The organism is Neorhizobium alkalisoli, assembly GCF_007829835.1.
GTDB lineage: Bacteria > Pseudomonadota > Alphaproteobacteria > Rhizobiales > Rhizobiaceae > Neorhizobium.
On the sequence record NZ_VIWP01000006.1, the window covers coordinates 318,364 to 342,404 of the forward strand.

The following is a 24,041-nucleotide window of genomic DNA, read 5'->3' on the forward strand; positions in this document are numbered from 1 at the left end:
GAGCGACATCATGGCAGGGCGTGGAGACAATACGAAGCCTAAGTCCGGCGGTCCGGTCGATACCGAGCCGTTGCGGCGGGCAATAACCGGCTGCGTGCGTTCGATCGCCGCCAATGGCGAGGTCGAGGTATCGTTCGCCAACGAGCGTCCCGGCCTTGCCGGCGACCGTATCCGGCTGCCGGAAATCTCCAAGCGGCCGACCGCCCATGAACTCGCCGTGACCCGTGGTCTCGGCGACAGCATGGCGCTTCGGCTCGCCTGCCACGATACTGGCGTACACGCCAATCTGGCCCCGGCCGGTTCCGACGCCCGCACCGTGTTCGACGTTGTCGAGCAGGCGCGTGTCGAATCGATCGGTGCCCTGCGCATGGCCGGTGTCGCCGCCAACCTGTCGTCGATGCAGGAAGAAAAATACGCCAAGGCGAATTTCTCCGGCGTCGAGCGCCAGGAGGATGCGCCGATCGGCGAGGCGATCGCCATGCTGGTGCGCGAAAAGCTGACCGGCCAGAAGCCGCCGGCCAGCGCCGGCAAGGTTCTGGATCTCTGGCGCCCCTTCATCGAGGAAAAGGCAGCCGGCGATCTCGACAACCTGAAAAATGTCATCGAGGACCAGCAGGCTTTTGCCCGCGTCGTGCGGCACATGCTGTCGTCGATGCAGATGGCCGAAGATCTCGCCAGCGACGATAACGAGCCGGAAGAGATCGAAAATCCGACGGACGAAGACCAGCCTCAGTCCGGCGAAACCGAGAACGAGGAAGTCGAGGAAGAAGCCGGTTCCGACGCCGCCCCCGCCGAACAGAGCGAGGCCGCCGACGAGGAGATGGACGAAGGCGAGATGGACGGCGCCGAAATGTCGGACGACGAAATGTCCGACGAGGCCGACGACCATTCCGAAACGCCCGGCGAAACCCGCCGGCCGAACAGCCCGTTCGACGATTTCAACGACAAGGTCGATTACCACATCTTCACGGAAGAGTTCGACGAGGAGATCACCGCGGAAGAACTCTGCGACGAGGCCGAGCTCGACCGTCTTCGCGCTTTCCTCGACAAGCAGCTCGCCCATCTGCAGGGCGCGGTCGGCCGGCTTGCCAACCGCCTGCAGCGTCGCCTGATGGCGCAGCAGAACCGTTCCTGGGATTTCGATCTCGAAGAGGGTTATCTCGATCCGGCCCGTCTCGTGCGCCTGATCATCGACCCGATGCAGCCGCTTTCCTTCAAGAAGGAGCGCGACACGAAATTCCGCGATACGGTCGTAACGCTGGTCATCGACAATTCCGGTTCGATGCGCGGACGTCCGATCACCGTTGCCGCGTCCTGCGCCGACATTCTCGCGCGCACGCTGGAGCGTTGCGGCGTCAAGGTCGAGATTCTCGGCTTCACCACAAAGGCGTGGAAGGGCGGCCAGAGCCGTGAGCAATGGCTGGCGAGCGGCAAGCCGTCGACGCCGGGTCGTCTCAATGACCTGCGCCATATCGTCTACAAATCCGCCGATGCGCCCTGGCGCCGGTCGCGCCGCAATCTCGGTCTGATGATGCGCGAAGGCCTGCTCAAGGAAAACATCGACGGTGAAGCACTGATGTGGGCGCACCAGCGGCTTGCTGCGCGCCCCGAACAGCGCAAGATCCTGATGATGATTTCGGATGGCGCGCCGGTCGACGATTCGACGCTGTCGGTCAATCCGGGCAATTATCTTGAGCGCCACCTGCGCGCCGTCATCGAGCAGATCGAGACCCGCTCGTCGGTCGAGCTTCTGGCGATCGGTATCGGTCATGACGTGACCCGTTATTACCAGAAGGCCGTCACCATCGTTGATGCGGACGAGCTGGCGGGTGCGATGACCGAGCAGCTGGCCGAGCTTTTCGCCGATACCTCGGCGCAGCCGACGGGCCGCCGGGGCGGTGGCCGCATGCGCCGGGCAGGGTGAGGTTTTCGTCTTGAGGCCTTACTTTTGAGATTGGGGCGACTGGCTTTTCCCGCCACGGTTCTGGCCGCTGTCATCGCCGGCTGGTTTGCATTCGGCGGGGCCGGGTCTTCCAGCGCTGTCGCATCGCAGACCGGGCCGGTTACGGTGCGCCTGATCGAGCGATTCAAATCGAAATCCGAGGAAAACCGTTTCGGGCTGCTGGAATTTGTCGGCGGCATCGAATTCTCGTCCTCCGACAGCCGGCTGCAATCGCTGTCCAGCATCCGCTTCCGGCCGGACGGCAGGCATTTCGTATCCGTTCTGGATACGGGCAACTGGCTGACCGGCGCGATCGAGCGGGATGGGCGCGGACGGATCTCCGGCCTGTCCGATCTGTCGATCGAGCCGATCCTGCTGCGTGGCGGTAGGCCGGGTTCGAAGACCGAGGCGGATGCAGAGGGGCTGGCGCTGCGACAGGGTCAGGCGATTGTCAGTTTCGAACAGCAGCATCGCGTTGATGTCTATCCCGATCCCGGCTTCGAGACGTCGCCACCCGTCCGCTCGCTGGATTTCCTCATTCCCCGCAAGGAACTCCGTCGCAATGCCGGCATGGAGACGGTGGTCGCCTCGCCTCAGTCGAGCCCATTGAAGGGTGGCATTGTCGTGGTCGGCGAGCGCAGCCTCGACGAGAACGGCAATCTTTATGCCGCTATTCTCGATGGCCCCCTGAAGGGGCGTTTTACCGTCGTGCGCCACGATCCATTCGATGCAACGGACGGCGCCTTCCTGCCGAATGGCGACCTGATCCTGCTGGAACGCCGTTTCAGCATGCTTGGCGGCGTCGGCATGCGGATGCGCCGCATCAAGGCCGCGGATATCCATCCCGGTGCCGTTGTCGATGGCGAGATGCTGATCGAGGCGGATATGGGCGCGGAGATCGACAATATGGAAGGGATCGACGTGGTCACAGGCACTGACGGCGCCCCGCACCTGATCCTGGTCTCCGACGACAATGGCAATTTCTTCCAGCGCAATGTGATGCTGGAATTCCGGCTGCTGCAATGATCTTCACCTGACAGCCGTCACAGAGCCGGGTTATGTCCTCCGCAAAGGAGAAGATCATGGTCCGTATTCATGTCATGGGCGCATCCGGCTCCGGCGCAACGTCGCTCGGCCGGGCGCTTTCCGCCGCGCTTGCCATCCGGCATATCGATTCCGACGACATCTACTGGATGCCGACCGATCCGCCCTATACGACGCCACGGGTCATGGACGAGCGGGTTGCGATGCTTGTCGATCACGCACCGGTCGACGGGGCGTGGGTCCTGTCTGGCTCCGCGCTGAAATGGGGAATGGCGGTCGAACCCTTCTATGATCTCATCGTGTTCTTGCTGCTTGATCCGCAGGTCAGGATGGAGCGTATCCGCCGGCGTGAGGTCGAGCGTTACGGAGACCGCATCGCGCCCGGCGGCGACATGGCTCAGGCGAGCGGCGAATTTATAGAATGGGCGGAAAGTTATGATACGGCAGGGCCGGAACGGCGCAGTCGTGCCTCGCACGAAGCATGGTTATTGGAACGGAATGCACCGATCCTCAGACTTGATTCCATCCAATCCGTCGAAGAGCTGGTACAAGAGGTGCTGCGCCATCCTGTCGTTGCCGGCAGGATGGCATAGGGCAGACTTTTTTAGCGGGCCGGAGCGACCTGCGGCATCGGCTTCAGAACATTCATCAGCGCGCCATAGGGCAGGAGCAGCACGACGCCGACGATGATCTTCACGGCGAGATCGCCGAGCGCCCAGGAGATCCAGCGCGGGGCTTCCACGGACATGACGCCGAGGATCGGGGCCGACGCCGTCGCAAAGTCGATATTCGGGCCGATGAAGGCGAAGACCGGGGCGAAGGCCAGCGAGAAGAACAGGATGGTGTCCAGAACCGTGCCGAGCAGCGAGGCTGCGAGCGGTGCCTTCCACCAGCTCTTGCGGCGCAGTTCGTTGAACACGGAAATGTCGAGCAGCTGGCCGATCAGGAAGGCGGTTCCCGAAGCGATCGCGATACGTGCGTCCGAGAGAAGGAAGGACAGGGCAACGCCGACGACGAAGCCGACATAAACGACGCGGCGTGCGATCTGCGGGCCGAACTGGCGGTTCGTCAGGTCGGTCACGAGGAAGGCGATGGGATAGGTGAAAGCGCCCCAGGTGAGGATATCGCCAAGAGCGATGCCCCAGAGAGTTCCTTCAAGGTGGAACTGCACGAGAAAGTTGGAGGCGACGACAACGGCTGCCATCAGCAGCGCATAGATAAGGGTATAGCGGTTCGCTTGCATTTTTTTATCCTGGGGTATGCCACCAGTTGCGGATATAGCCATGAGAAAGGGCCTGTCCGGTTTCCCGTCAAGCCCTCTTCAAAGCCGGTGAATATAGCTTGCGCTGATTAAGCGGCAGCTGCGACTTCTGCAGTCTTCTTGGCGATCTGGCGACGCAGCAGGCGGGCGCGCATCGACAGTTCGTTCTCGTCAGCCTTCAGGAGGAAGGCATCGAGGCCGCCGCGGTGTTCGACCGAGCGAAGCGCATGCGCGGAAACGCGCAGACGGAAACGCTGGCCGAGAGCGTCGGAGATCAGGGTGACCTGGCACAGGTTCGGCAGGAACCGACGACGGGTCTTGTTGTTGGCATGGCTGACGTTATTGCCGGTCATTACGCCCTTGCCGGTCAGTTCGCACACACGAGACATGGGATACACCTTTGTTTTCTTCTGCAATTGGTGGACATCCGGGCAATGCCCGGCGCGCCGATCCAACTGGTCCTGATTGGAAAGTTGCGGTTCTATAGTCAGTGGGGACGGTGGCGTCAAGCCAAAACCTTGGCCGCGTGCAATCGATATGCGGTTTACCACAACCGAAGCCGCTATTTTCTTGCCATGATAGGCAGTTTATATGACAGGCAAAAGGCGCGCATTCCTCTTCCTCACCAGGGCTGGCCATGATTTCTTGCGTTCGTTCCGTATTTGCCGCAGCCCTCGTTCTGGCATCGGCGACAGTATCGCCAGCCGTGGCGGCAGATCGCCAGGTCAGCGAATTCGACATCTCGCTCGGCATCCTGCCCATCGCCACTGCCAGTTTCTCCAGCCAGTTCGAGGGGGAGGGCTATACGATCACAGGCTCGTTCAAGTCGGCCGGCATTGTCGATGTGTTCAGCCATGTCTCGGCCGATACGAGCGTCAGCGGCCGGATCCGCGGCGACCGGCTGCAGGCTGACCGCTACAAGCTCGTCTACCGGATGAACAAGCGCACCCGCGTCTATGACGTCGTCTACCGGAATGGTGACGTCACCGAGACGACGATCACGCCGGAGCCGAAACGCGATCCGAAAACCTGGATACCGGTAACGCCGAAAGACCTGCGTTCGGTGCTCGATCCCCTGAGCGGCCTGATCTTTCCCGCCGATGCCAAGGTCTGCCCGAGCCGACTGCCGGTCTTCGACGGCGAGTCGCGTCTCGATCTCGTCCTGTCCCCAATGGGCACGCAGCCCTTTTCGACCGAGGGGTTCAAAGGCGAGGCGATCGTCTGCTCCATCCGTTACCAGCCACGCTCAGGTTACAAACGCGGTCGCTACGATGTCGAATATCTGAAGAAGACCCAGATGGAGATCTGGTTCGCCAAGTCGGCGGTCGCCAATGTCTATGCGCCGGTCTATGCGCGGATACCGACCAAGATGGGCCAGCTTTATGTGAAGGCTGTTAAATACGGCGGTTAACCCGGTTGCCAGCCGGGCTCTGCCATTTCAAAGCTCGAAAATTCGAAACCTGGCGCCACTGTGCAACCGACCAGCGTGAAGGCGCCGAGCGGCTCGGCCGCCTGCCACATATCGCTCGGCACTACGGCCTGCGGTCGCTCGCCAGCGGCAAGGTCGGTGCCGAGGCGGATATCCTGCACCGTTTTGCCATCGGAAATCTTCAAGAGCAGTGGATCGCCGGCATAATAGTGCCAGACCTCCGCCGCATCCCGCACCCGGTGCCAGTGGGAACGCTCACCGGACTGCAGAAGGTAATAGATCGCCGTAGAGGCACCGCGGCCGGTACCATCGCCATCGCGAAACGTCTCGACGAACCAGCCGCCTTCCGGATGGCGCTGCATGCCGAGCGCGGCAATGATCTCTTCCGGCGCCATCTTAAAAATTGTCCTTGCGCTTGCGGATTTCGGCAAACACTTCCTCGTTGGTTTTGCCCTCCATCAGAAGGTTGCGGCGGATCGACGGATCGGCTGCGCGCAGAAAGGGGTTGGTTTCCTTTTCCAGTCCCATCATCGTCGGGATCGTGAACTTGCCCTCGGCGCGCATCGCCTCGATCTCTCCGGCGCGGCGCTGCAGATTTTCGTTATCGGGATCGATGGTGAGCGCGAAACGGGCGTTGGAGAGCGTGTATTCGTGGCCGAAATAGATCGCGGTCTCATCCGGCAGTACGGAAAGCTTCTGCAGCGAATGCCACATGTCGGTGGCCGGGCGCTCAAAGAGACGGCCGCAGCCGAGTGCAAACAGCGTGTCTGCGGAAAACAGGATCTTGTCGTCCGGGAAATGGAAGCAGATATGGCCGGCCGTGTGGCCGGGCGTTTCGATGACCCGCACCGGATGGTCGCCGAAATGGAATTCGTCGCCATCGCCCATCGTCCTGTCGAGGCCCGGAATGGCGACCGCCTCGTTGACCGGGCCGATGATCTCGCAGCCGAATTTTTCCTTCAGCGCGAGGTTGGCTTCCACATGGTCCGTATGGTGATGGGTGGTGAAAATATGGGTGATCTTCCAGCCGCGGCGAGCGGCGGCATCAAGGATCGGCTTTTCTTCCGGCGCATCGATCGAGGCGGTCAGGCCGGTTTCGGGGTCGTGGACGAGCACGCCGTAATTATCGCTGCGGCATGAAAAAACTTCGATTTCCAACGGTCTCATCGCACTCAACCTATTGCTCATTGTCAATTGTGGCACAATGTAGAGACCGGAGACTTGAAGTCCAATCACTGCAAGCGAGCATTTTTCAACTTGTCCGTCGATATCGTCGATCTGCGTGAATTCTACCACTCGCCCCTGGGGCGCTTTGCCGAGCAATCGATCACCATGGCGCTGTCGACGCTCTGGGCCCGCCTGCCGGAAGAGCGGCTGGTGGGGCTCGGTTACGCGGTTCCCTATCTCGACCGGTTCCGCAAGGATACGGAGCGCACCTTCGCCTTCATGCCGGCAGGGCAGGGCGCGGTGAACTGGCCGGCCGGCGAATTGTCCTCGACGGCGCTGATCTTCGACGAGGAGCTGCCGCTGCCGGACAGTTCGGTCGATCGCGTGCTGATGGTGCATTCGCTGGAATTTGCCGAAAACCCGCGCGAGACGCTGAAGGAACTCTGGCGCGTTCTGGCGCCGGGCGGGCGGCTCGTGATCGTCGTGCCCAATCGCCGTGGTGTCTGGGCTCGGATGGAACATACGCCCTTTGGCTCTGGCCGGCCCTATTCGCGCGGCCAGCTGACCTCGCTGTTGCGCGAGACGAATTTTACGCCCGGTGCCAGCGCCGAGGCTTTGTTCTTCCCACCCTCGAAGATCGGCTTTGCGCTGAGGCTGCGGCATGTCTTCGAACGGATGGGGCGCCGTTTCTGGCCGCTGTTTTCCGGCGTCATCGTGCTTGAGGCGCAGAAGCGGCTTTATCAGGGGCTACCGGTTGCTGCTCGTGCCTCGCGGCGTGTCTTCGTGCCCGTGCTTGCGCCACAGGGCGTGCCGACGACGCGGACGCGGTAACGCAGTCTGCCTCAAGTTTTGCCCCTCACCCTAGCCCTCTCCCCGTTTTGACGGGGAGAGGGGACGTGCCCCGCTTGAGCCGAGGAGCGTGCCGCTTGTGTCCTTCTCCCCGTCAAAACGGGGAGAAGGTGCCCGGCAGGGCGGATGAGGGGCTGCGGTTTGCTACGAGAAAAGACAAGGCAACGGAGATCGCTCGACAAAGTCCCGTTTCGGATTTAATGCCTCTGCATTACCCAAGCCATTCAGGCATTCCGAAAAGGTCGATCCGATGAGCATCGTTGCGAATGAGCCCGTTCCGCGTCCAGGCATTCTGGATATTGCCGCCTATGTGCCCGGCAAGGAACATGCTCCCGGCGTTGCCAGGGTTTTCAAGCTGTCCTCCAACGAGACGCCGCTTGGCGCGAGCCCCAAGGCGATCGAAGCCTTCAAGCAGGCGGCCGGCAATCTCGAACTCTATCCCGATGGTCAGGCACTGGCTCTGCGCGAGGCGATCGCTTCCGTGCATGGCCTGAACGTTGCCAACATCATGTGCGGCAATGGTTCGGACGAGCTGCTCGGCCTTCTCTGCCACGTCTATCTTGGCTCTGGCGATGAGGCGATCATCACCCAGCACGGCTTCCTCGTCTACAAGATCCAGATCATGGGCGCCGGCGCCAAGGCGATCGAAGTGCCGGAAAAGGATTGCACGGTCGATGTCGACGCGATCCTCGCCGCCGTGACGGACAAGACCAAGATGGTCTTCATCGCCAATCCGGGCAATCCGACCGGGACCTATGTGCCGGTTGCCGATATCCGCCGTCTGCATGCCGGCCTGCCGAAGGGCGTCATCCTCGTGCTTGACGCGGCCTATGCGGAATATGTCCGCAAGAACGATTACGAGGCGGGTCTGGAACTGGTCTCGGCCAACAAGAACGTCGTCATGTGCCGTACTTTCTCCAAGGTCTATGGTCTTGCGGCCCTGCGTATCGGCTGGATGTACGGCCCGGCCAATATTCTGGATGCGCTGAACCGCGTGCGCGGCCCGTTCAACATGAATGCGCCGGCGATCGCTGCCGGTGCCGCTGCCATCCGCGACGGTGCCTTCATCGAAAAGGCGATCGAGCACAACACGCTCTGGCTCGACAAGCTGACCCATGCTTTCGAGGCGATCGGCCTCAAGGTCACGCCGTCGGTCACCAATTTCGTGCTGATCCATTTTCCGGATGTGGACGGCAAGCGCGCGCCCGATGCCGATGCCTTCCTGACCAGCCGCGGTTATATCCTGCGCGCCGTCAAGGGATATGGCCTGCCGAACGCGCTTCGCATGACGGTCGGCTCGGAAGAGGCAAACCGCGGCGTCATCGAGACGCTCGGCGAGTTTATGGGACGTTCCGCATGACCATCCCGCATTTCGAGCGGATCGCGCTGATCGGTATCGGTCTGATCGGCTCGTCGATCGCCCGTGACGTCAAGGCACTCGGCCTCGCCAAAGAGGTCGTGGTTTCGACGCGCAGTGAAGAGACCTTGAAGCGGGCGAAAGAACTCGAGCTCGGCAGTGAATATACGGTGTCGGCTGCCGATGCGGTGAAGGGTGCCGATCTGGTGATCGTCTCGGTTCCGGTCGGAGCATCGGAAGCGGTTGCCAAGCAGATTGCCAGCAGCCTGAAGCCGGGCGCGATCGTTACCGATGTCGGCTCCACCAAGGCGTCGGTCATCGCCCAGATGGCGCCGCATATGCCCGACAACGTGCATTTCATTCCCGGCCACCCACTGGCGGGAACGGAAAAGTCCGGCCCGGATGCAGGCTTTGTCGGCCTGTTCCGTGATCGCTGGTGCATTTTCACGCCTTTGCCGGATACCGATCCGGTGGCGCTCGATAAGCTCAAGGCCTTCTGGATGGCGCTCGGTTCGCGTGTCGACGACATGGATCCGCAGCACCACGACAAGGTGCTCGCCATCGTCTCGCACCTGCCGCATATCATCGCCTACAATATCGTCGGCACGGCGGACGATCTGGAGACGGTGACGGAATCGGAAGTGATCAAATATTCCGCTTCCGGCTTCCGCGATTTCACCCGTCTGGCCGCTTCCGATCCAACCATGTGGCGCGATATCTGCCTGCATAACAAGGATGCGATCCTGGAAATGCTCGCGCGTTTTTCCGAGGACCTCGCCTATCTGCAAAGGGCGATCCGCTGGGGTGAGGGCGACAAGCTGTTCGAACTCTTCACCCGCACGCGGGCGGTCCGCCGGTCGATCATCCAGGCCGGTCAGGATGTCGACGCGCCGGATTTCGGCCGCCATGCGCTGGATGTGAAGAAGTAAGGCGTAAACCGATCAGATCGGCGGGATCTCGCCGATCTGGATCAGTCCGCCGGCCAGAACCTTGCCGCGCCTGATGGTGAGGTCGATCGAGGCATTGGAGCCGCCACCGAGCGCCGACAGCATCTTCGATGCGGTGTCGAGCGTCGGCGCGAAATCCGGAAACGCTTCGCCAAGGCTCTTGCGCCAGGCATCGATCTGCTCGATGCGCAGTTTCAGCTTGCCGTTCATGCGGCCATTCTCATCGAAGGAGAAGGGGCCGGATAGCGTCATCACCCGGCCCTGACCAAGATCGGCGCGGAATTGGCGCATCTCCGCCTTTGTGCCGGTCAGCGACGTGCCGTTCGGGTCCGTGCCGTCAATCATGCCGGCGCGGCCGATCAGCGTCAGGTCGAGGCTGGAGTCGAGGGCCGGAAGGAACTGCGCGACGCCCGGCAGGGTGGTCGCGGCACCCTTCAGGTCGATCGCCGTATCGAGATCGGCGCCGTTCTGGCGCAGATGGATTTCCGCATGATTGCTGGTGACGTCGAAGGTCTGATTGTCGGCCGTGGAAACGACATTGGTCTTGGCGCCTTCGATCACCAGCGAGGCGCGCTCGACGCCGCCAAGCTTGGCGATCAGGCTCGATTGCAGCGATGTCCACGTGGTATTGAGGGTCAGGCCGCGGCTCGAGCGGACCTCTGCCGGTGCATCCATTTCCCAGACGATATGGCCGGGATTGTAGATCTGGGCTGCCGAGCGCAAGGCGCCGAAAGTGCCGGAAATGCCGTTGGCCTTGTCGTCGACCGAGACCTTCGAGCAGAACAGGCCTATGCGAAAAGGATAACCGCGATATTCGGCATCGGTGCATTCGGCGGCAATGCCGCGCTTTTCCTGGCTGCCGAGAAAGGCGAGCGTGTTTTCCTTCAGAAGCGATGCGGCATAGAACCAGCCTGCCGTATAGAGGCAGATCGCCAGAACCACGGCGGTGGCGAGAAGCCACAATTTTCTGCTGACGCCGCTGCGGCTTGACGCTGCCATGTTGTTCTCCCAATGGTGCTTCGTAATGAAAAGGGCTTGGCCTGCGATATGGACGAATTTTGGATCTTTGGCTACGGATCGCTGATGTGGAATCCGGGTTTCGCGTATGAGACAAGAATGGATGCGCGCGTCTTCGGGTTCCGCCGTTCGCTCTGCATCTGGTCGGTGGCCCATCGCGGCACGCCGGAAAATCCGGGTCTCGTGCTTGGCCTCGACCGTGGCGGTTCATGCCGCGGCGTGGCTTTCCGGGTGGGGGAAAAGGACCGCGACGAGGCGCTGGATTACCTTCGCAAGCGTGAATTGATCACAGATGTCTATCTGGAGCGCATTCTGCCCGTGACACTTGCCGATGGTCGCCGCGTGCAGGCCGTTTCCTACATCGTCGACCGTACTCATGAGGAATATGCCGGATCGCTGGAGATCGACGAGGCGGCGCAGATCGTGGCGCGTTCGCATGGTCAGGCTGGGCCGAACGATGCCTATGTCTTCAATACGCTGACGCATTTGAAGACGATGGGAATTCGGGATCTATGGCTTGAAGGTGTGGGTGAGCGACTATTGGCTTCGGTTTGATGCCTTTGCCCCTCATCCGCCTGCCGGCACCTTCTCCCCGTCATGACGGGGAGAAGGACACTTGCGGCACGCTCTCTGCCTCAATCAGGGCAGGTCCCCTCTCCCCGCAAGCGGGGAGAGGGTTAGGGTGAGGGGCCGATTTGCCTGTGGGCTTAAGCCGCCGTCTGAGCCTTCAATTCCGCCAGCCGCTTCTTCGCCTCGGGCGGCAGCGGCAGGTGCGGGTTGGCGGCGACGGTTTCGACGAGCAGTTCGTCGCTCGCCTTTTCCAGTGTCTCGACCAGCTGCTTGTAGAAGGCATCCGGATCCAAACCCGGCTGGATTGCCGGCAGGATGCGGACCTTGAAATGGCCGGGATATTTGACGAGCTTGCGGCGGCCCCAGAACAGGCCCCAATGGGCGACGACCGGCACGACCGGAACCTGGGTATCACGATAGATGCGGGCAATGCCGTAGCGATATTCGGGGGCGGCGCCCGGCGGGCGGCGGGTGCCCTCGGGATAGATGATCAGCTGGCGGCCGGCATCCATCTCTTCGCGGGTGCGCTTCATCACCTCGACCATGACCTTGCCGCGGGCGCCGCGATTGACCGGGATCATCTTCTGCTTGGCGGCATACCAGCCGAAGAGCGGGATCCACATCAGCTCGCGCTTCAGGATATAGACCGGGTCACGCTGGTAAGGCAGAAGCGCCACCGTATCCCAGGCCGACTGATGCTTCGGTGCAAAGATGCAGCCGCCTTCCGGCACGTTTTCCAGACCTTCGATCTCGAAGGTCGCACCGACGATCTTTGCCATCAGCCAGTTGCAGGAGGCCGCCCAGGCCTTCGGGATCCTGTAGGCGGCCTTGCGCGGCATCAGGAAATAGATCGGCGAGAGCACGATCATCCTGACGATGAGGTTTGTGTAGAAGGCAGTGTTGAACAGAACCGAACGCAGGAGCAGCATGAAGCGGGCTTTCTAGAGCATGTCTCCCGAAAGTGGTCGCCGGTTTCGGGTAAGGACATGCGTACAAAGAACGAGCTGAAGCGCAAAGCGCTTTAGCGGATCGCAGCCTGCCTACACGAGATCGATGTCGGAAAAAAGCGCTGACGTTGATGGGAGTGTCAGGGCTTGGGTTTCTTCGTCGAGCCGGTCGGGTCGCCTTCGGTCCTGAGACCGCTGCCGCGGCCAATGCCGAGCATGTCGCGGATCGTGGCCAGCACGACCTTGCCATATTCCGAGAGCATGGTTCTCAGCGTATCGGGTTCGGCAAACCAGGCGCGCCGCGTCAGGTCGGCCGTTACGACGGGATAGGCGATGAATTCCGTTACCGGATCGGCCTGCCGTAATTCATGCAGGCTGCGCAGCATGTGATAATTGTTGGTTACGACCAGAACCGACCGGTATTTGTGATCGTGGATCCAGCGGGTGATCTCGCTTGCATTGCCGATCGTGTCGATCGCGTCGTAACCGATATCAACGCAGCATTTGAAGAGATCCGCAGACCCCTGGGTCGCCTTCCTGATCTGTGTCGGCGTCGTAGAGGGGTGGGCGCCAGAGATTAGCAGGCGCTGGCCGGCGCCATCGCGCAACAGGCCGAGCGCCTGTTCGATGCGCAGGTAACCGCCCGTCAGCACGACGATCGCATCGGCCTTCACGCCATCCGGTGCCTTCAGCGAGGATACCGAATCAGCGAACCACAAAAAGCCGCCCGCGAGCACGGCGCAGAACAGAAAAATTGCCAGGAGCAGCCGGCGTGCAGTCCGTCGCAGCAGGCTTTTGCGAGACAGCCAGGCCATCCGCGGCCGCTCCGGCGGCCGGGTTTCCGTGGAACTTGGAGGGGTCTCGCCGAGGGTCATGAATCGTCAATAACTACAGATTAAGGCGGTGCCTAGTCCTGCGCGTTGTCGCATCGCGCAAATCCGATCATCGATCAAGAATAGGGGGCGCCTTCGGAGCGTGCCGGATCGGAGCGGACGAAGTCGATTTCGTCGATCGTGCGCATCACGGTAATGCGGGCCGTCAGCGTCGTCAGCAGCGCGATGATGATCATCGTCGCAAAGATGCCGAGATAACCGGTAAAGCCGATCGTAAACGAGCCGAAGAGGGCGGTCGCCTGCTCGCTCTGAGGCGTTGCCCGCGAGTTCGACTGCCAGAGATTGGCGATCGCAAACAGGCCGGCTGCCAAAGCACCGCCGGCGGCCGAGCCCTTGATGCTGATCTTCAGGAAATGTTTCTGGAATTCCCGTGCCGCAAACGAACTTTCGGCGCCGACGAAGTGCAGTACCTCGATGATGTGGCGATTGCCGGAGAGCGCACCGCGCGTGGCGAAGATGACGGTCAGGATCATCGCCGTGAAAACGAGAACCAGTACGCCGGTGCCGATCAGCACCGTGGTGCGGGCCATGGAGACCAGCCGGTCGACCCAGGTGCGGTGGTCGTCGAGAAAGGCCTGTGGCACTTCCGTCTTCAAAAGATCACGCATGGAATCGAAATCGGGTGGGTTGCGCTCGTCAATGGTGACGATGACGAGCCGCGGCACCGGCAGGTCGTCGAGATTGAGATCGGCACCGAGCCAGGGTTCGAGCAGGCGCGCTGTGGCGCTGTCGTCCATGATCGTGCCGTCGCGGGTACCGACGAAGGTCATGGCCACGTCGCGCGCCTTTTTCAGCGCGGCATTCATGTCCAGACCGTCTTCCGGCTTGATCTGGATGGTGATTTCTCGGGAAATCTGGCTCTGCCAGCTGGCGGCCGTCGCCCAGACCATGCTGACGGCACCAAGCGTCAGGCAGGCGAGAAAGGCCATGATGGCGATCACCACCATCAGCGCATTGCCCTGAATATTGGATGGCGGCAGGATCGGTCCGGTCGGGCGCACCCGCATTTCCGGGCGTCGCGGCGTCTGCTGGTTGGGCGTCGTCGGAGATGCACTCGTCGGAGGCTGTTTGCCAGCGCTACCGGGTTTGCGTTTTTTCGTGCGGGTCGGCTCACTCATAGATGTCGAGCCTCCCTTCGGTAAGGATCATGCGCCTTGCATCCACCTGGTCCATCAGCGCCAGATCGTGGGTTGCGATGACGACGGCGGTGCCGAGCCGGTTCAGCTCCATGAAAAGGCTGAGGATCCGCCTTGCCATGGGCGGATCGACATTGCCGGTCGGTTCGTCGGCGAGCAGTATTTCCGGACGGTCCATCAGCGCTCTGGCAATTGCTGCGCGCTGTTTCTCTCCGCCCGAAAGCACGGCCGGGAGCACGTTGATGCGCTCGCCGAGACCGACCCATTTCAGAAGCTCGATCACGTCGTTGCGATACGAGCTTTCCTCCTTGCCGCGCACACGCAGCGGCAGGGCGACGTTTTCATAGGTCGTCAGGTGGTCGAGCAGGCGAAAATCCTGGAAGACGATGCCGACCCGTCGGCGCAACATCGGCAGTTCGGCGCGCGGGATCTGCGACAGGTCGCGGTCGAACATGCGGATGATGCCGCGCGTCGGATGCAGGGACATGAAAAGCAGGCGCAGGAGCGTCGTCTTGCCGGCGCCCGACGGTCCCGTCAGGAACTGGAACGAGCGCTTGGGAATGTCGAATGTCATGTCGCGGAGAATCTCCGGACCCATTCCGTAGCGCAGGCCGACATTTTCGAAATGGATCAACGGGCGACCGAGTCCTCGACTCTTTCAAAATTCACTTGCCGCCATCTCTTAACGACGGGCGTAAACGAAAGGTAAATTCCGCGCAGAAATAGGCTGATTTCCGGCGAAATTTGCAAAGCGTTAACCATTCCAATTTACGACTTGGGGGGATTCGTTTCAATGCCCGGCTTGCCTTCATACAGGCGATGGCTGACCCCGCGAGGCTTCGATGAGCAGTTTCACCAGCCGCTCCGGCAAGACCATCTTCAAAATGGACATTCTGCCGCCGGATCAGAAATCCCGCCGCAATGGTTTCAAGCCGCGTCGCGCTGAGGCCGTCGATGCGCATTTCGTGCCGGTCGTCGGTGGCCAGCGCCGCCGTGGTGCTGCCGGTTTCCACAATGACAACCGCCGCGGTGCGACGGTCCGGCAGCAGGCAGAGGATGCAGGCTTCGTGGCGGGCGTTGAGCGCAAGCTCGGAAATCTCTCGGCCGACCTGTTCTGCGCAGTTGTTGCTGCCGTCTTCGTGCTGGTGTTCTTTCTCGCTGGCGGTTTCTCCTTCCTTTTCGGCCAGGGCGCCCAGGCTGAGGCCGGCCCGCTTCTCAACATCACCCATGTCAGCATGACGCCGCAGGATGCGGGCGGGATGCGGGTTCTCTTGATCAACGGTATCGTTGAAAATGCCGGCAGTGCTACGCATGCCATGCCGGCCATCCGCGCCGAGCTTCTGTCTGGCGATGCGCTGGTGGCAAGCACGCTGATCAGCCCGCCTGCCTCGCAGATCGAAGGCGGACACAGCCGTGGCTTCTCGGCCCGCGTGCCGCATCCCGGTGGGAAACTGCCCGATTTGAAACTCTCCTTTGCAGAACGGGATGCCTCCCGCTCCTGATTGTGCTATCGCGGTTTTTTGACCGTATCAGGAGTGACCGCATGCCCGTCGTGCGCGGAAAGATCATCGAGCCGCTTTATACCGCCGAGCAGATTGCCGAGCGCAACCATGCCATCGCCGCCCAGGTCGCGGCCGGTCCCACCAAGGACCTGCTGGTCATCGCCATCCTGAAGGGCTCTTTCATCTTCGCTGCAGACCTTCTGCGCGCGATGCACGATGTCGGCCTTGCCCCGGAAGTCGAGTTCATCACCCTTTCGAGCTATGGCACCGGAACGGTCTCGCAGGGCGTGCGCATCGTCAAGGATATCGATAGCGATGTGAAGGATCGCGACGTTCTCCTGATCGACGACATTCTCGAATCCGGCCGCACCCTGAAATTCGCCAAGGAACTGCTGATGGAGCGTGGCGCGCGCCATGTCTCGCTCGCCGTTCTTCTCGACAAGAAGGTGAAGCGCAAGGAAGAGCTGGAAGCGGATTTCGTCGGCTTCGAATGCCCTGATTATTTCGTCGTCGGTTACGGCATGGATGTCGCCTATGCCTTCCGCGAATTGCCCTTCGTCGGCGTCGTCACGGGCGACGCCTGACCGTTCGCTGACCCTGTCCCAATATGGGAAATGACAGTCCTGAAGTCGTAAGGTGTTAACCATGGCGCGCCGCAAAGGCGCGTCGTTTACTCCTCGAAAAGGAAAGTCTGGTGATTTGCTCTGAATAAGAATCAACGGAGCGATGATCGCTATGGCCCGAATCCTGATCACCGAAGACGAAGACACGCTGCGCATGTTCGTTGCCCGCGCGCTTCGGATGGATGGCCACGAGACCCATGAAGCCGGCGATGGCGCCGATGGGCTGGAAAAGCTGATCGACGACGTTCAGCCCTTCGACCTTCTGCTTTCCGATATCCGCATGCCGGTCATGGACGGGATCGAGCTCGTGCATGAGGCCTCTGCCCTGTTTCCCGACATGAAGATCCTGCTGATGACCGGTTATGCCGAACAGCGGGAACGCGCCGACGACCTGTCGGGCAAGATCATCGACGTCGTCCAGAAGCCGTTTGCGCTGCCGGAGATCCGCAAGGCGGTTGCCCGCGCGCTTGCGACGCAGACGCCCCGCGCCGCCTGATTCGATTTCGTCCTTAAAGAAAAACCGGCGAGAGCGCTGCCCGCTCCCGCCGGTTTTCTATTTTCAAAGATCTCAGCGGATCTCCAGAAGCCGTTCCAGATATTGCCGTTCGGCATCGCCCGACAGCGTATTGCCGAGCTTTTCGCGGATCGTGTCGAGGATTTCGCGGGCGCGCTGGACGTCGATTTCATCCGGCACCTTCACCTGATCGCCGAAGTCCGGGCCTGAGGTCGAACGCGGACGGCCGAGCGGGTCGCGGCCATTCTGGCCACCTTGCGCCATGCCTTCACCTTCGCCCTGCTGCTGGCCCTGGCCGGGCTGTCCCTGACCCTGCTGGCCCTGCATGGCCTGCATCATCTGCTGCATCATGTTCTGGGCGCCCTGGCGCAGCGCGTTCAGCGCATTGCCCTGGCCTTCGACGGCCTGTTCGCCCTGACCCTGGCCGAGCGCCTTGCCGGCATTGCCCATTTCACGCTGTGCCTGGCCAAAACCTTCGCCGGGCTGCATACCGAGGCCTTTCAGACCCTTCTGCAGCTCTTCCAGCTTCTTGCCGAGGCCTTCCTGCTGGGCGCGCAGGTTCTTCAGCGCTTCACGTAGCTGCTGGGCGGTCATCTGGTCGGTGTTCTGCTGACCTTGCTGGCCCTGTTGCCCCTGCTGGCCGTTCTGGCCCTGCTGTTGCTGCTGACCCTGTTGGCCCTGCTGGTTCTGGCCTTGCTGCTGCTGGCCCTGCTGTGGATCCTGGCCGTCCGGATCGCCGCGCTGCATGCGGTCGCGCAGCGCCTGATCGAACTTGAAGGTCTGGTCCATCAGCTTCTGCTGTTCCTGCATGATCTCGCCGAGCTTGTCGATCTGCTGGCGCATCTGGCTGTTTTGCTGCTGCTGGCCCTGCTGGCCGCGCTGCGGGCGACCGGCCTGCAGATTGTTCATCATCCGCTGCATCTGCTGCAGCATCTGCTGGGCAGCATCGCGATTGCCGGAGCGGGCCAGATTTTCGATCTGGTCCATCATGTTCTGCAGGTCGCGCTGACGAATGACGTTCTGCGCCTGCATGTTGTTCTGGGCCTGCGGCGCGTTCTGCATGCGCTGGGCAAGCTCGTTCATGAACTGCTGCATCGCCTCGCGCAGTTCCTTCATCAGGCGGGCGACCTCCTGATCGTTGGCGCCGTTCTGCAGCGCTTCGGATAGATTGCGCTGGGCATCGCGCAGGCGCTTTTCGGCCTGGGAAAGATCGCCATCCTCGATGCCAAGAGCGATTTCCCAAAGATATTCGGCCGTGTCCTTGTACTGCTCGTCGGTGCGGGCGAGCTTCATGCGCTCGCGGGCAGAGCGGATCAGCAGGAATTGGCTGAGATTGGGAATGGTCTCGTCCGGGCGGATGGCGAGCGCGTCGTTGAGCTCGATGGCACGCGGCATTTTTCGCGTGTCGAGCGCAAACACCTGGCGCTGTTCGGCGACGGCGGCTGCCAGCGGTTCGGAGAAGCCGCGGGCAGGCAGGATCATCTCATGGGTCGGGCTGCGGCCTGTCTGGCCGGCGCCATCCTTGGCAACAAGCGTGATCTTCACGCGTTTGCCGGCAAGCGGATGTTCGGTGAGGTTGCGGCTGGTCAGTCCCTTGAACTCGCGGCCGTTCTGGCGCGGCATGTCCAGCCGGTATTCCGGCAGTGGGTAAAGCGGCTTGGCATCCGGATCCTGCGGCTCTGCGGGTTCGATCAGCGCATGCGCTTCGACGATCCCGTAATCATCCTTGCCCTTGAAGCCGATTTCCAGCGCGCCGTTGACGGCACGTTTCGGCTGACCTTCGAAGGAGATTTCCGGCGGCCGGTCAGGAATGACGTCGAAGGCCCAGGTCTGGCCGTTGGCCGTCAATTCGCCGCTTTCGGCAACGTTGAAGGCGTAGGTGCGCGGCGGCACGGTCTGGCTTGCAGCTGTCTGGGTCGCGGGTGCCGGCGGTGGGGGCGCTCCTGCAGGCTGGCCGGCTTTCTCCTGTTTCGCTGCATCCGCGGCCTTGCGGGCTTCCTCGGTCATCAGCGTCACCGGCTGGCCGCCTGCCTTGGGCGTGAAGACAACTGCCTCGCCGCCTTCACCGCCGGTCACGCGGACGGTCAGGCCGGAATTCTGCGGTACGGATGCGCTCTTCATTCCGGTCTGTGTCGACCCAGCGGGAGCCGCTGCCGGCATATCGCGGCCGGTCAGGAAGATCGGCGCACGGCCAGTATAGGGGGGGGGCGTCAGCCAGGCGTCGATGCGCAGGTCGGGATTGATGCTGGGGGCCGGCGGTGCGGCGCGGAATGCATCTGCGGGAGAACCGCCTCCATTCGAAAAGGAATAACCGAGTGCGACGGCAAAGATCAAAGCCGGCAGGGCGCGCAATCCGAAGCGGTCATAACCGGCAATATCCGGGCGCGGCAGGCCGGCATCGAGCGAGGCGATACGCTCGGCCATGCGGATCTGGTGTTCCTTCCAGAGCGCGCGGGAGAAGGGCGTCTCGAATGCCGGCTGGTCTTCCTGCACGGCAACGGGCTGGTGTTCGAGATTGTTGCGTTCTTCGAGAAGGCGGTCAGCCTCACCCGGCGCGGGCCAGCGCAAGCGTCCCAAGGGCAGGAGGGACGCAATGAGGCCAATTGCGAGCACGCCGAGCAAGGTCCAGCGGAGCCATTCGGGCGCGATGCGAAAAATGCCGAACCAGGAGGCCGCGAAAAACAGTGCAACCACGCTGAGCGGCGCTGCAAGGCGTGGCAAAACCCGTTCCAGAAACAGCACGATCCGGGCAAGGCTGCGGTTCAACACGACACGGCGTGCAAGCAAGGGATGCGTCTCGAAGGCACCTTTGCGGGAAAAGCTCATGCGGTCCGTCTCCGGTGATGGCGGCGCAAATCGAACTTTGAGGATAGCAGTCTTTGTGGCGAAGACGAGGGCGACGGCCTTGTCGCCCCCATATTTTGCCAGAATTCCGCGAAAAGTGAACGGTGGTTGACCGCTCAGCCGAGCCAGGCCGGGACGGAATCGAGGCCGATCAGCTCTTCATAGGTGCCGCGCGGGCGGATCACATGGAATTCCGAACCCTTGGCCAGCACTTCCGGCACGAGCAGGCGGGAGTTGTAGGTTCCGGCCTGAACGGCGCCGTAAGCGCCGGCCGAACCGACGGCGATCAGGTCGCCGGGCTTCGGTTCCGCCATCTCGCGATCGAGTGCCAGATAGTCGCCCGTCTCGCAGACGGGGCCGACGACATCGCCCTTGATGCGCGGCGCATCGGCAGAGGGCATGACGACCGGCTGGATCGAATGGTAGGCTTCATAGAGTGTCGGGCGGATGAGGTCGTTCATCGCACCGTCGACGATGACGAAGGCCTTTTCGCCGCCGTCCTTCACATAGATCACCTCGGTCACCAGCATGCCGGCATTGCCGACGATGAGGCGGCCCGGCTCCATGACGATCCGGCAATTCAGCGTGCGCAGCTGGCGCTTTACCGTCTCGGCGTAATTGTCGGGCGAGGGCGGCGGGTTGTTGTCGTTGCGATAGGGAATACCGAGACCACCGCCGACATCGACATGGGAGATCGCATGGCCATCGCCAAGCAGGGTCTCGACCAGTTCGCGCAGCAGGCGGAAGGCGTCCTCGAAAGGCTGCAGCTCGGTGATCTGGCTGCCGATATGCATGTCGATGCCGGTGACTTCGATGCCGGCAAGCGTCGCCGCATGGGCATAGACCGCACGCGCCTTTTGATAGGCGATGCCGAACTTGTTTTCCTTCTTGCCGGTCGAGATCTTCGCATGGGTGCCGGCATCGACATCCGGGTTGATGCGGAAGGAGACGTGGGCCTTCTTGCCCGCCTTTATGGCGCGCAGGTTCAGGACTTCCAGTTCCGGCTCGGATTCGATGTTGAAGCAGTAGATGCCGGCTTCCAGCGCCAGATCCATCTCGGCCACCGTCTTGCCGACGCCGGAAAACACGACGCGGCTTGCCGGAATGCCGGCGGCCAGCGCGCGGCGCAATTCGCCGCCGGAGACCACGTCGGCACCGGCGCCAAGCTTTGCTAGCGTCTTCAGCACAGCCTGGTTGGAATTGGCCTTCATCGCATAACAGACCATAGCATCGACATCCGAAAATGCCTGCGCGAACACCTTGTAATGGCGCTCCAGCGTTGCGGTCGAGTAGACGTAGAAGGGCGTGCCGACCGTCTTGGCGATATCGGTGATTGCAACGTTTTCGGCGTGCAGCACGCCGTCGATATATTGGAAATGGTTCACGGCTGTGCCTGGAAACTGGGATATGTCGGGAATTACAGGAGCGGGTCGAGCAGGAACGGCTTTTCCGGAACCGGATCGGCCTTGCGCGTGCCGGGATTGCCGGGCTTGCGGATGTTCTGCTGTTCCAGCGGCGTGCTCGGCTTGTCGAGGTCGCCCTTTCGGCCGCAGCTGGTGACGACAGCGCCGGCAACAACCATCAGCAAGGTCACGCGGGCGATTTTCAGCAAGGATTTCGACATTCACTTTTCTCCGGCACGGCTGCGGAACCTGTCATAGCGAAGTTCCGCACGCTTGTGCAGTATCATTCATGCTTCGTTGGGGCGTGATCGCGATGAGTTGCACGCCCTTAGTTGCGGGCGCGCCACCATGCGATCTGCTTGCGCACCTCTGCCGGTGCCGTTCCGCCGAAACTGGTGCGGCTGGCAACCGAGGCATCGACCGAAAGAACGTCAAACACCTTGTCGGTGATGGCGGGGTTGATCGCCTGCAGGTCTTCCAGCGAAAGTTCGGAGAGATCGCAGCCCTTGCTTTCCGCCAACGCCACGACGCGGCCAGTGACGTGATGCGCATCACGGAACGGCAAACCGACGGAGCGGACCAGCCAGTCGGCAAGATCGGTCGCCGTCGAGAAACCGGCGCCGGCAGCCTGACGCATCTTGTCGGTGCGGATCGTCATGTCGCGCATCATGCCGGTCATCGCGGCGATCGCCAGTTCCAGGTTCTCGGCGCTGTCGAAAACCTGTTCCTTGTCTTCCTGCATGTCCTTGGAATAGGCGAGCGGCAGGCCCTTCATGACGGTCAAGAGTGCCACCAGCGAGCCGTTGATACGGCCGGTCTTGGCGCGCACCAGTTCGGCGGCATCCGGGTTCTTCTTCTGCGGCATGATCGACGAGCCGGTCGAGAATGCGTCGGACAGGCGCACGAAGCCGAATTGCGGCGTCGACCAGATGACGATCTCTTCGGCAAGGCGCGACAGGTGCACGGCGCAGATCGCCGCGACCGAGAGGAATTCCAGCGCGAAATCGCGGTCGGAGACAGTGTCGATCGAATTGCGGGTCGGCTCGCGGAAACCGAGCGCCTTTGCCGTCATGTGGCGGTCGATCGGGTAGGGCGTGCCGGCCAGCGCTGCGGCGCCGATCGGGCTTTCGTCGAGATGGTCGATCGCATGGCGCACGCGGGCGCGGTCACGGCCGAACATTTCGACATAGGCCATGCAGTGATGGCCGAAGGTGACCGGCTGGGCGGTCTGCAGATGGGTGAAACCGGGCATGACGGTGTCGGCATGCTCTTCCGCGCGGTCGAGGAAGGCGGCGATCAGGTCGGTCAGCATGCGCTCGGTTTTGGCAAGCTCTTCCTTGACCCAGAGGCGGAAATCGAGTGCCACCTGGTCGTTGCGCGAGCGGGCGGTGTGCAGGCGTCCGGCGGCGGGGCCGATCAGGGTCGCCAGCCGCGCCTCGATGTTCATGTGGATGTCCTCGAGCTTGCGCGAGAACTCGAACTTGCCGGCTTCGATCTCTGACAGGATCGTGTTCAGACCCTCGACAATCTTCTCTTTATCTTCGCCCGAAATAATGCCCTTTTCGGCCAGCATTGTCGCATGGGCGATCGAGCCGCGGATATCCTGGGCGTAGAGCTTCTTGTCGAAACCGATCGAGGCATTTATCTCCTCCATGATCGCGTCCGGCCCGGAAGCGAAGCGCCCGCCCCACATCTGGTTGGAAGATGTCGCGTCCTTCGTGCTTTCGGCCATGCGTCTGATACCCTGGAGTGACTGATGACGACCAAGAGACCTTTCGGCCTTCCGTCCGCCAAGTTGATCGTGATTGCCGCCGTTGCAGGAATTCTTGCTGGCGCCGTGGCGGTATACGTGAGGAATGTAGGGTCTGGCAATGGTGCGGATGGTGGCGTTGCCGGCCTCTTTTCCAGCTCTTCCGGTGCCTGCGAGGGCGCTGTCGAGACGGCGAAGTCGGTTTCGCAATTCTCAAAGGGCCAGGTTGCAGCGATGGTGGCCGCCCAACCGCCGCGGCCGATCAGTCTCGTCTTCAAGGGTGCTGACGGCAAGGAGCTGAAGACCGCCGATTTTGCCGGCAAGACGGTGCTTCTCAATCTCTGGGCCACGTGGTGCGTCCCCTGCCGCGAGGAAATGCCGGCGCTGAACGCGCTGCAGAAGGAAGTTGGCGGCAAGGATTTCGAGGTCGTCGCCGTCAATATCGATACCGGCAGCGACGACAAGCCGAGGAATTTTCTGACCGATTACAAGATCGACGATCTCGGCTTCTACCGCGACAGTTCGATGGGCGTGTTCAATGTTTTGAAGAAGGAAGGCCTTGCCTTCGGCCTGCCGGCGACTTTGATCCTTGACCGAAAAGGTTGCCTGATCTCGTCCATGAACGGCCCGGCTGCCTGGGATAGCCCGGACGCCAAGGCGCTGGTCAAGGCGGCGATCGGCTTGTAAAGACCGAACGGCTTTTATTGCAAAAGCAACCCTGAGTGGTTTCATGCTGCGCCGCGGCGGATTTTACAGTTGTGGTGCAACCGGCGCGGGCCGGTTTTGATCAGCCCGGATTAAGCCCCGGCTCCGATAATGCGGCCCTCTTTGAACTCTGCAGCATCG

At 61.8% G+C, this 24,041-nt stretch carries 25 protein-coding genes; 12 read left to right on the top strand and 13 right to left on the bottom strand.

Annotated features, from left to right (window positions below):
* Positions 1 to 10 precede the first annotated feature (10 nt).
* The 3 genes from cobT to FHW37_RS23150 are packed head-to-tail and all read left to right on the top strand — an operon-like array spanning position 11 to position 3,579.
* Entirely contained in the window at positions 11 to 1,924 is a 1,914-nt protein-coding gene (gene cobT / locus FHW37_RS23140) for a cobaltochelatase subunit CobT (RefSeq protein WP_145640654.1), read from the top strand.
* Between the two features lie 60 nt (positions 1,925 to 1,984).
* Positions 1,985 to 2,968 (top strand): esterase-like activity of phytase family protein, encoded by a 984-nt coding sequence (locus tag FHW37_RS23145; RefSeq protein ID WP_145640809.1) that lies wholly within the window; start codon positions 1,985 to 1,987, stop codon positions 2,966 to 2,968.
* A gap of 56 nt (positions 2,969 to 3,024) precedes the next feature.
* Complete coding sequence (locus FHW37_RS23150; RefSeq protein ID WP_145640656.1) at positions 3,025 to 3,579, top strand: AAA family ATPase; 555 nt, start codon at positions 3,025 to 3,027, stop codon at positions 3,577 to 3,579.
* A gap of 11 nt (positions 3,580 to 3,590) precedes the next feature.
* Here the strand turns inward: FHW37_RS23150 and FHW37_RS23155 are convergent, their stop codons facing one another.
* Together FHW37_RS23155 and rpmB are read right to left on the bottom strand one after the other, a co-directional pair.
* Complete coding sequence (locus FHW37_RS23155) at positions 3,591 to 4,229, bottom strand: VUT family protein (RefSeq protein WP_145640658.1); 639 nt, start codon at positions 4,227 to 4,229, stop codon at positions 3,591 to 3,593.
* A gap of 107 nt (positions 4,230 to 4,336) precedes the next feature.
* Positions 4,337 to 4,636, bottom strand: a complete 300-nt coding sequence (rpmB, locus tag FHW37_RS23160; RefSeq protein ID WP_145640660.1) for a 50S ribosomal protein L28 — start codon at positions 4,634 to 4,636, stop codon at positions 4,337 to 4,339.
* Positions 4,637 to 4,884: 248 nt separating this feature from the next.
* Here rpmB and FHW37_RS23165 point away from each other — a divergent pair, with 248 nt between their 5' ends.
* Positions 4,885 to 5,658, top strand: a complete 774-nt coding sequence (locus FHW37_RS23165) for a DUF3108 domain-containing protein (RefSeq protein WP_145640662.1) — start codon at positions 4,885 to 4,887, stop codon at positions 5,656 to 5,658.
* Here the strand turns inward: FHW37_RS23165 and FHW37_RS23170 are convergent.
* Positions 5,655 to 6,071, bottom strand: a complete 417-nt coding sequence (locus FHW37_RS23170) for a cupin domain-containing protein (protein WP_145640663.1) — start codon at positions 6,069 to 6,071, stop codon at positions 5,655 to 5,657. The two genes, FHW37_RS23165 and FHW37_RS23170, sit on opposite strands and share 4 nt — an antisense overlap.
* 1 nt (position 6,072) lies before the next feature.
* Entirely contained in the window at positions 6,073 to 6,843 is a 771-nt protein-coding gene (gene gloB, locus FHW37_RS23175) for a hydroxyacylglutathione hydrolase (RefSeq protein ID WP_145640665.1), read from the bottom strand.
* Between the two features lie 90 nt (positions 6,844 to 6,933).
* Here gloB and FHW37_RS23180 point away from each other — a divergent pair, with 90 nt between their 5' ends.
* The 3 genes from FHW37_RS23180 to FHW37_RS23190 all read left to right on the top strand — a co-directional run bounded on the left by FHW37_RS23180 (position 6,934) and on the right by FHW37_RS23190 (position 9,978).
* A complete protein-coding gene (locus FHW37_RS23180; RefSeq protein WP_145640666.1) occupies positions 6,934 to 7,674 on the top strand; it encodes a class I SAM-dependent methyltransferase in 741 nt (246 codons plus the stop codon).
* A gap of 268 nt (positions 7,675 to 7,942) precedes the next feature.
* A complete protein-coding gene (hisC, locus tag FHW37_RS23185; protein WP_145640668.1) occupies positions 7,943 to 9,052 on the top strand; it encodes a histidinol-phosphate transaminase in 1,110 nt (369 codons plus the stop codon).
* Positions 9,049 to 9,978, top strand: a complete 930-nt coding sequence (locus FHW37_RS23190; RefSeq protein ID WP_145640669.1) for a prephenate/arogenate dehydrogenase family protein — start codon at positions 9,049 to 9,051, stop codon at positions 9,976 to 9,978. The genes hisC and FHW37_RS23190 overlap by 4 nt, the downstream gene beginning before the upstream one ends.
* 12 nt (positions 9,979 to 9,990) lie before the next feature.
* Here the strand turns inward: FHW37_RS23190 and FHW37_RS23195 are convergent, their stop codons facing one another.
* On the bottom strand, positions 9,991 to 10,995 hold the full coding sequence (locus tag FHW37_RS23195) for a DUF2125 domain-containing protein (protein ID WP_145640671.1): 1,005 nt from the start codon (positions 10,993 to 10,995) through the stop codon (positions 9,991 to 9,993).
* A 12-nt stretch (positions 10,996 to 11,007) separates the two neighbouring features.
* Here FHW37_RS23195 and FHW37_RS23200 point away from each other — a divergent pair, with 12 nt between their 5' ends.
* A complete protein-coding gene (locus FHW37_RS23200; protein ID WP_145640673.1) occupies positions 11,008 to 11,568 on the top strand; it encodes a gamma-glutamylcyclotransferase in 561 nt (186 codons plus the stop codon).
* Positions 11,569 to 11,720: 152 nt separating this feature from the next.
* Here the strand turns inward: FHW37_RS23200 and FHW37_RS23205 are convergent, their stop codons facing one another.
* The 4 genes from FHW37_RS23205 to ftsE form a co-directional block, all read right to left on the bottom strand.
* Entirely contained in the window at positions 11,721 to 12,512 is a 792-nt protein-coding gene (locus FHW37_RS23205; protein WP_145640675.1) for a lysophospholipid acyltransferase family protein, read from the bottom strand.
* Between the two features lie 158 nt (positions 12,513 to 12,670).
* On the bottom strand, positions 12,671 to 13,345 hold the full coding sequence (locus tag FHW37_RS23210; protein ID WP_246690874.1) for a YdcF family protein: 675 nt from the start codon (positions 13,343 to 13,345) through the stop codon (positions 12,671 to 12,673).
* 134 nt (positions 13,346 to 13,479) lie between these two features.
* Entirely contained in the window at positions 13,480 to 14,430 is a 951-nt protein-coding gene (locus FHW37_RS23215; RefSeq protein ID WP_145640810.1) for a cell division protein FtsX, read from the bottom strand.
* A 103-nt stretch (positions 14,431 to 14,533) separates the two neighbouring features.
* Positions 14,534 to 15,193, bottom strand: coding sequence for a cell division ATP-binding protein FtsE (ftsE, locus tag FHW37_RS23220; protein WP_145640679.1), 660 nt, complete (start codon positions 15,191 to 15,193; stop codon positions 14,534 to 14,536).
* Between the two features lie 208 nt (positions 15,194 to 15,401).
* Between ftsE and FHW37_RS23225 the strand changes: the two genes are divergently transcribed.
* The 3 genes from FHW37_RS23225 (at position 15,402) to FHW37_RS23235 (ending at position 17,180) form a co-directional block, all read left to right on the top strand.
* Positions 15,402 to 16,061, top strand: coding sequence for a DUF3426 domain-containing protein (locus FHW37_RS23225; protein WP_145640680.1), 660 nt, complete (start codon positions 15,402 to 15,404; stop codon positions 16,059 to 16,061).
* A 41-nt stretch (positions 16,062 to 16,102) separates the two neighbouring features.
* Positions 16,103 to 16,645, top strand: coding sequence for a hypoxanthine phosphoribosyltransferase (hpt, locus tag FHW37_RS23230; protein WP_145640682.1), 543 nt, complete (start codon positions 16,103 to 16,105; stop codon positions 16,643 to 16,645).
* 151 nt (positions 16,646 to 16,796) lie between these two features.
* Positions 16,797 to 17,180 (top strand): response regulator, encoded by a 384-nt coding sequence (locus FHW37_RS23235; RefSeq protein ID WP_145640683.1) that lies wholly within the window; start codon positions 16,797 to 16,799, stop codon positions 17,178 to 17,180.
* 72 nt (positions 17,181 to 17,252) lie between these two features.
* On the opposite strand, the gene FHW37_RS23240 is transcribed toward FHW37_RS23235, so the two are convergent.
* The 4 genes from FHW37_RS23240 to argH form a co-directional block, all read right to left on the bottom strand.
* A complete protein-coding gene (locus tag FHW37_RS23240) occupies positions 17,253 to 20,024 on the bottom strand; it encodes a TIGR02302 family protein (protein ID WP_145640685.1) in 2,772 nt (923 codons plus the stop codon).
* 134 nt (positions 20,025 to 20,158) lie between these two features.
* Complete coding sequence (gene lysA / locus FHW37_RS23245) at positions 20,159 to 21,427, bottom strand: diaminopimelate decarboxylase (RefSeq protein ID WP_145640687.1); 1,269 nt, start codon at positions 21,425 to 21,427, stop codon at positions 20,159 to 20,161.
* Positions 21,428 to 21,459: 32 nt separating this feature from the next.
* Complete coding sequence (lptM, locus tag FHW37_RS23250; RefSeq protein WP_145640689.1) at positions 21,460 to 21,666, bottom strand: LPS translocon maturation chaperone LptM; 207 nt, start codon at positions 21,664 to 21,666, stop codon at positions 21,460 to 21,462.
* 107 nt (positions 21,667 to 21,773) lie between these two features.
* A complete protein-coding gene (gene argH, locus FHW37_RS23255) occupies positions 21,774 to 23,177 on the bottom strand; it encodes an argininosuccinate lyase (protein WP_145640691.1) in 1,404 nt (467 codons plus the stop codon).
* A gap of 24 nt (positions 23,178 to 23,201) precedes the next feature.
* Here argH and tlpA point away from each other — a divergent pair, with 24 nt between their 5' ends.
* A complete protein-coding gene (gene tlpA, locus FHW37_RS23260; protein WP_145640693.1) occupies positions 23,202 to 23,882 on the top strand; it encodes a thiol:disulfide interchange protein TlpA in 681 nt (226 codons plus the stop codon).
* Positions 23,883 to 24,041 lie beyond the last annotated feature (159 nt).

Excerpts from the sequence above, each read along its gene's own strand:
- cobT (WP_145640654.1), top strand. The coding sequence starts at position 11 with ATGGCAGGGCGTGGAGACAATACGAAGCCTAAGTCCGGCGGTCCGGTC.
- FHW37_RS23150 (WP_145640656.1), top strand. The coding sequence starts at position 3,025 with ATGGTCCGTATTCATGTCATGGGCGCATCCGGCTCCGGCGCAACGTCG.
- FHW37_RS23155 (WP_145640658.1), bottom strand. The coding sequence starts at position 4,229 with ATGCAAGCGAACCGCTATACCCTTATCTATGCGCTGCTGATGGCAGCC.
- rpmB (WP_145640660.1), bottom strand. The coding sequence starts at position 4,636 with ATGTCTCGTGTGTGCGAACTGACCGGCAAGGGCGTAATGACCGGCAAT.
- FHW37_RS23165 (WP_145640662.1), top strand. The coding sequence starts at position 4,885 with ATGATTTCTTGCGTTCGTTCCGTATTTGCCGCAGCCCTCGTTCTGGCA.
- FHW37_RS23170 (WP_145640663.1), bottom strand. The coding sequence starts at position 6,071 with ATGGCGCCGGAAGAGATCATTGCCGCGCTCGGCATGCAGCGCCATCCG.
- gloB (WP_145640665.1), bottom strand. The coding sequence starts at position 6,843 with ATGAGACCGTTGGAAATCGAAGTTTTTTCATGCCGCAGCGATAATTAC.
- hisC (WP_145640668.1), top strand. The coding sequence starts at position 7,943 with ATGAGCATCGTTGCGAATGAGCCCGTTCCGCGTCCAGGCATTCTGGAT.
- FHW37_RS23190 (WP_145640669.1), top strand. The coding sequence starts at position 9,049 with ATGACCATCCCGCATTTCGAGCGGATCGCGCTGATCGGTATCGGTCTG.
- FHW37_RS23195 (WP_145640671.1), bottom strand. The coding sequence starts at position 10,995 with ATGGCAGCGTCAAGCCGCAGCGGCGTCAGCAGAAAATTGTGGCTTCTC.
- FHW37_RS23200 (WP_145640673.1), top strand. The coding sequence starts at position 11,008 with ATGGTGCTTCGTAATGAAAAGGGCTTGGCCTGCGATATGGACGAATTT.
- FHW37_RS23205 (WP_145640675.1), bottom strand. The coding sequence starts at position 12,512 with ATGCTGCTCCTGCGTTCGGTTCTGTTCAACACTGCCTTCTACACAAAC.
- FHW37_RS23210 (WP_246690874.1), bottom strand. The coding sequence starts at position 13,345 with ATGGCCTGGCTGTCTCGCAAAAGCCTGCTGCGACGGACTGCACGCCGG.
- FHW37_RS23215 (WP_145640810.1), bottom strand. The coding sequence starts at position 14,430 with ATGCGGGTGCGCCCGACCGGACCGATCCTGCCGCCATCCAATATTCAG.
- FHW37_RS23225 (WP_145640680.1), top strand. The coding sequence starts at position 15,402 with ATGAGCAGTTTCACCAGCCGCTCCGGCAAGACCATCTTCAAAATGGAC.
- hpt (WP_145640682.1), top strand. The coding sequence starts at position 16,103 with ATGCCCGTCGTGCGCGGAAAGATCATCGAGCCGCTTTATACCGCCGAG.
- FHW37_RS23235 (WP_145640683.1), top strand. The coding sequence starts at position 16,797 with ATGGCCCGAATCCTGATCACCGAAGACGAAGACACGCTGCGCATGTTC.
- FHW37_RS23240 (WP_145640685.1), bottom strand. The coding sequence starts at position 20,024 with ATGAGCTTTTCCCGCAAAGGTGCCTTCGAGACGCATCCCTTGCTTGCA.
- lptM (WP_145640689.1), bottom strand. The coding sequence starts at position 21,666 with ATGTCGAAATCCTTGCTGAAAATCGCCCGCGTGACCTTGCTGATGGTT.
- argH (WP_145640691.1), bottom strand. The coding sequence starts at position 23,177 with ATGGCCGAAAGCACGAAGGACGCGACATCTTCCAACCAGATGTGGGGC.
- tlpA (WP_145640693.1), top strand. The coding sequence starts at position 23,202 with ATGACGACCAAGAGACCTTTCGGCCTTCCGTCCGCCAAGTTGATCGTG.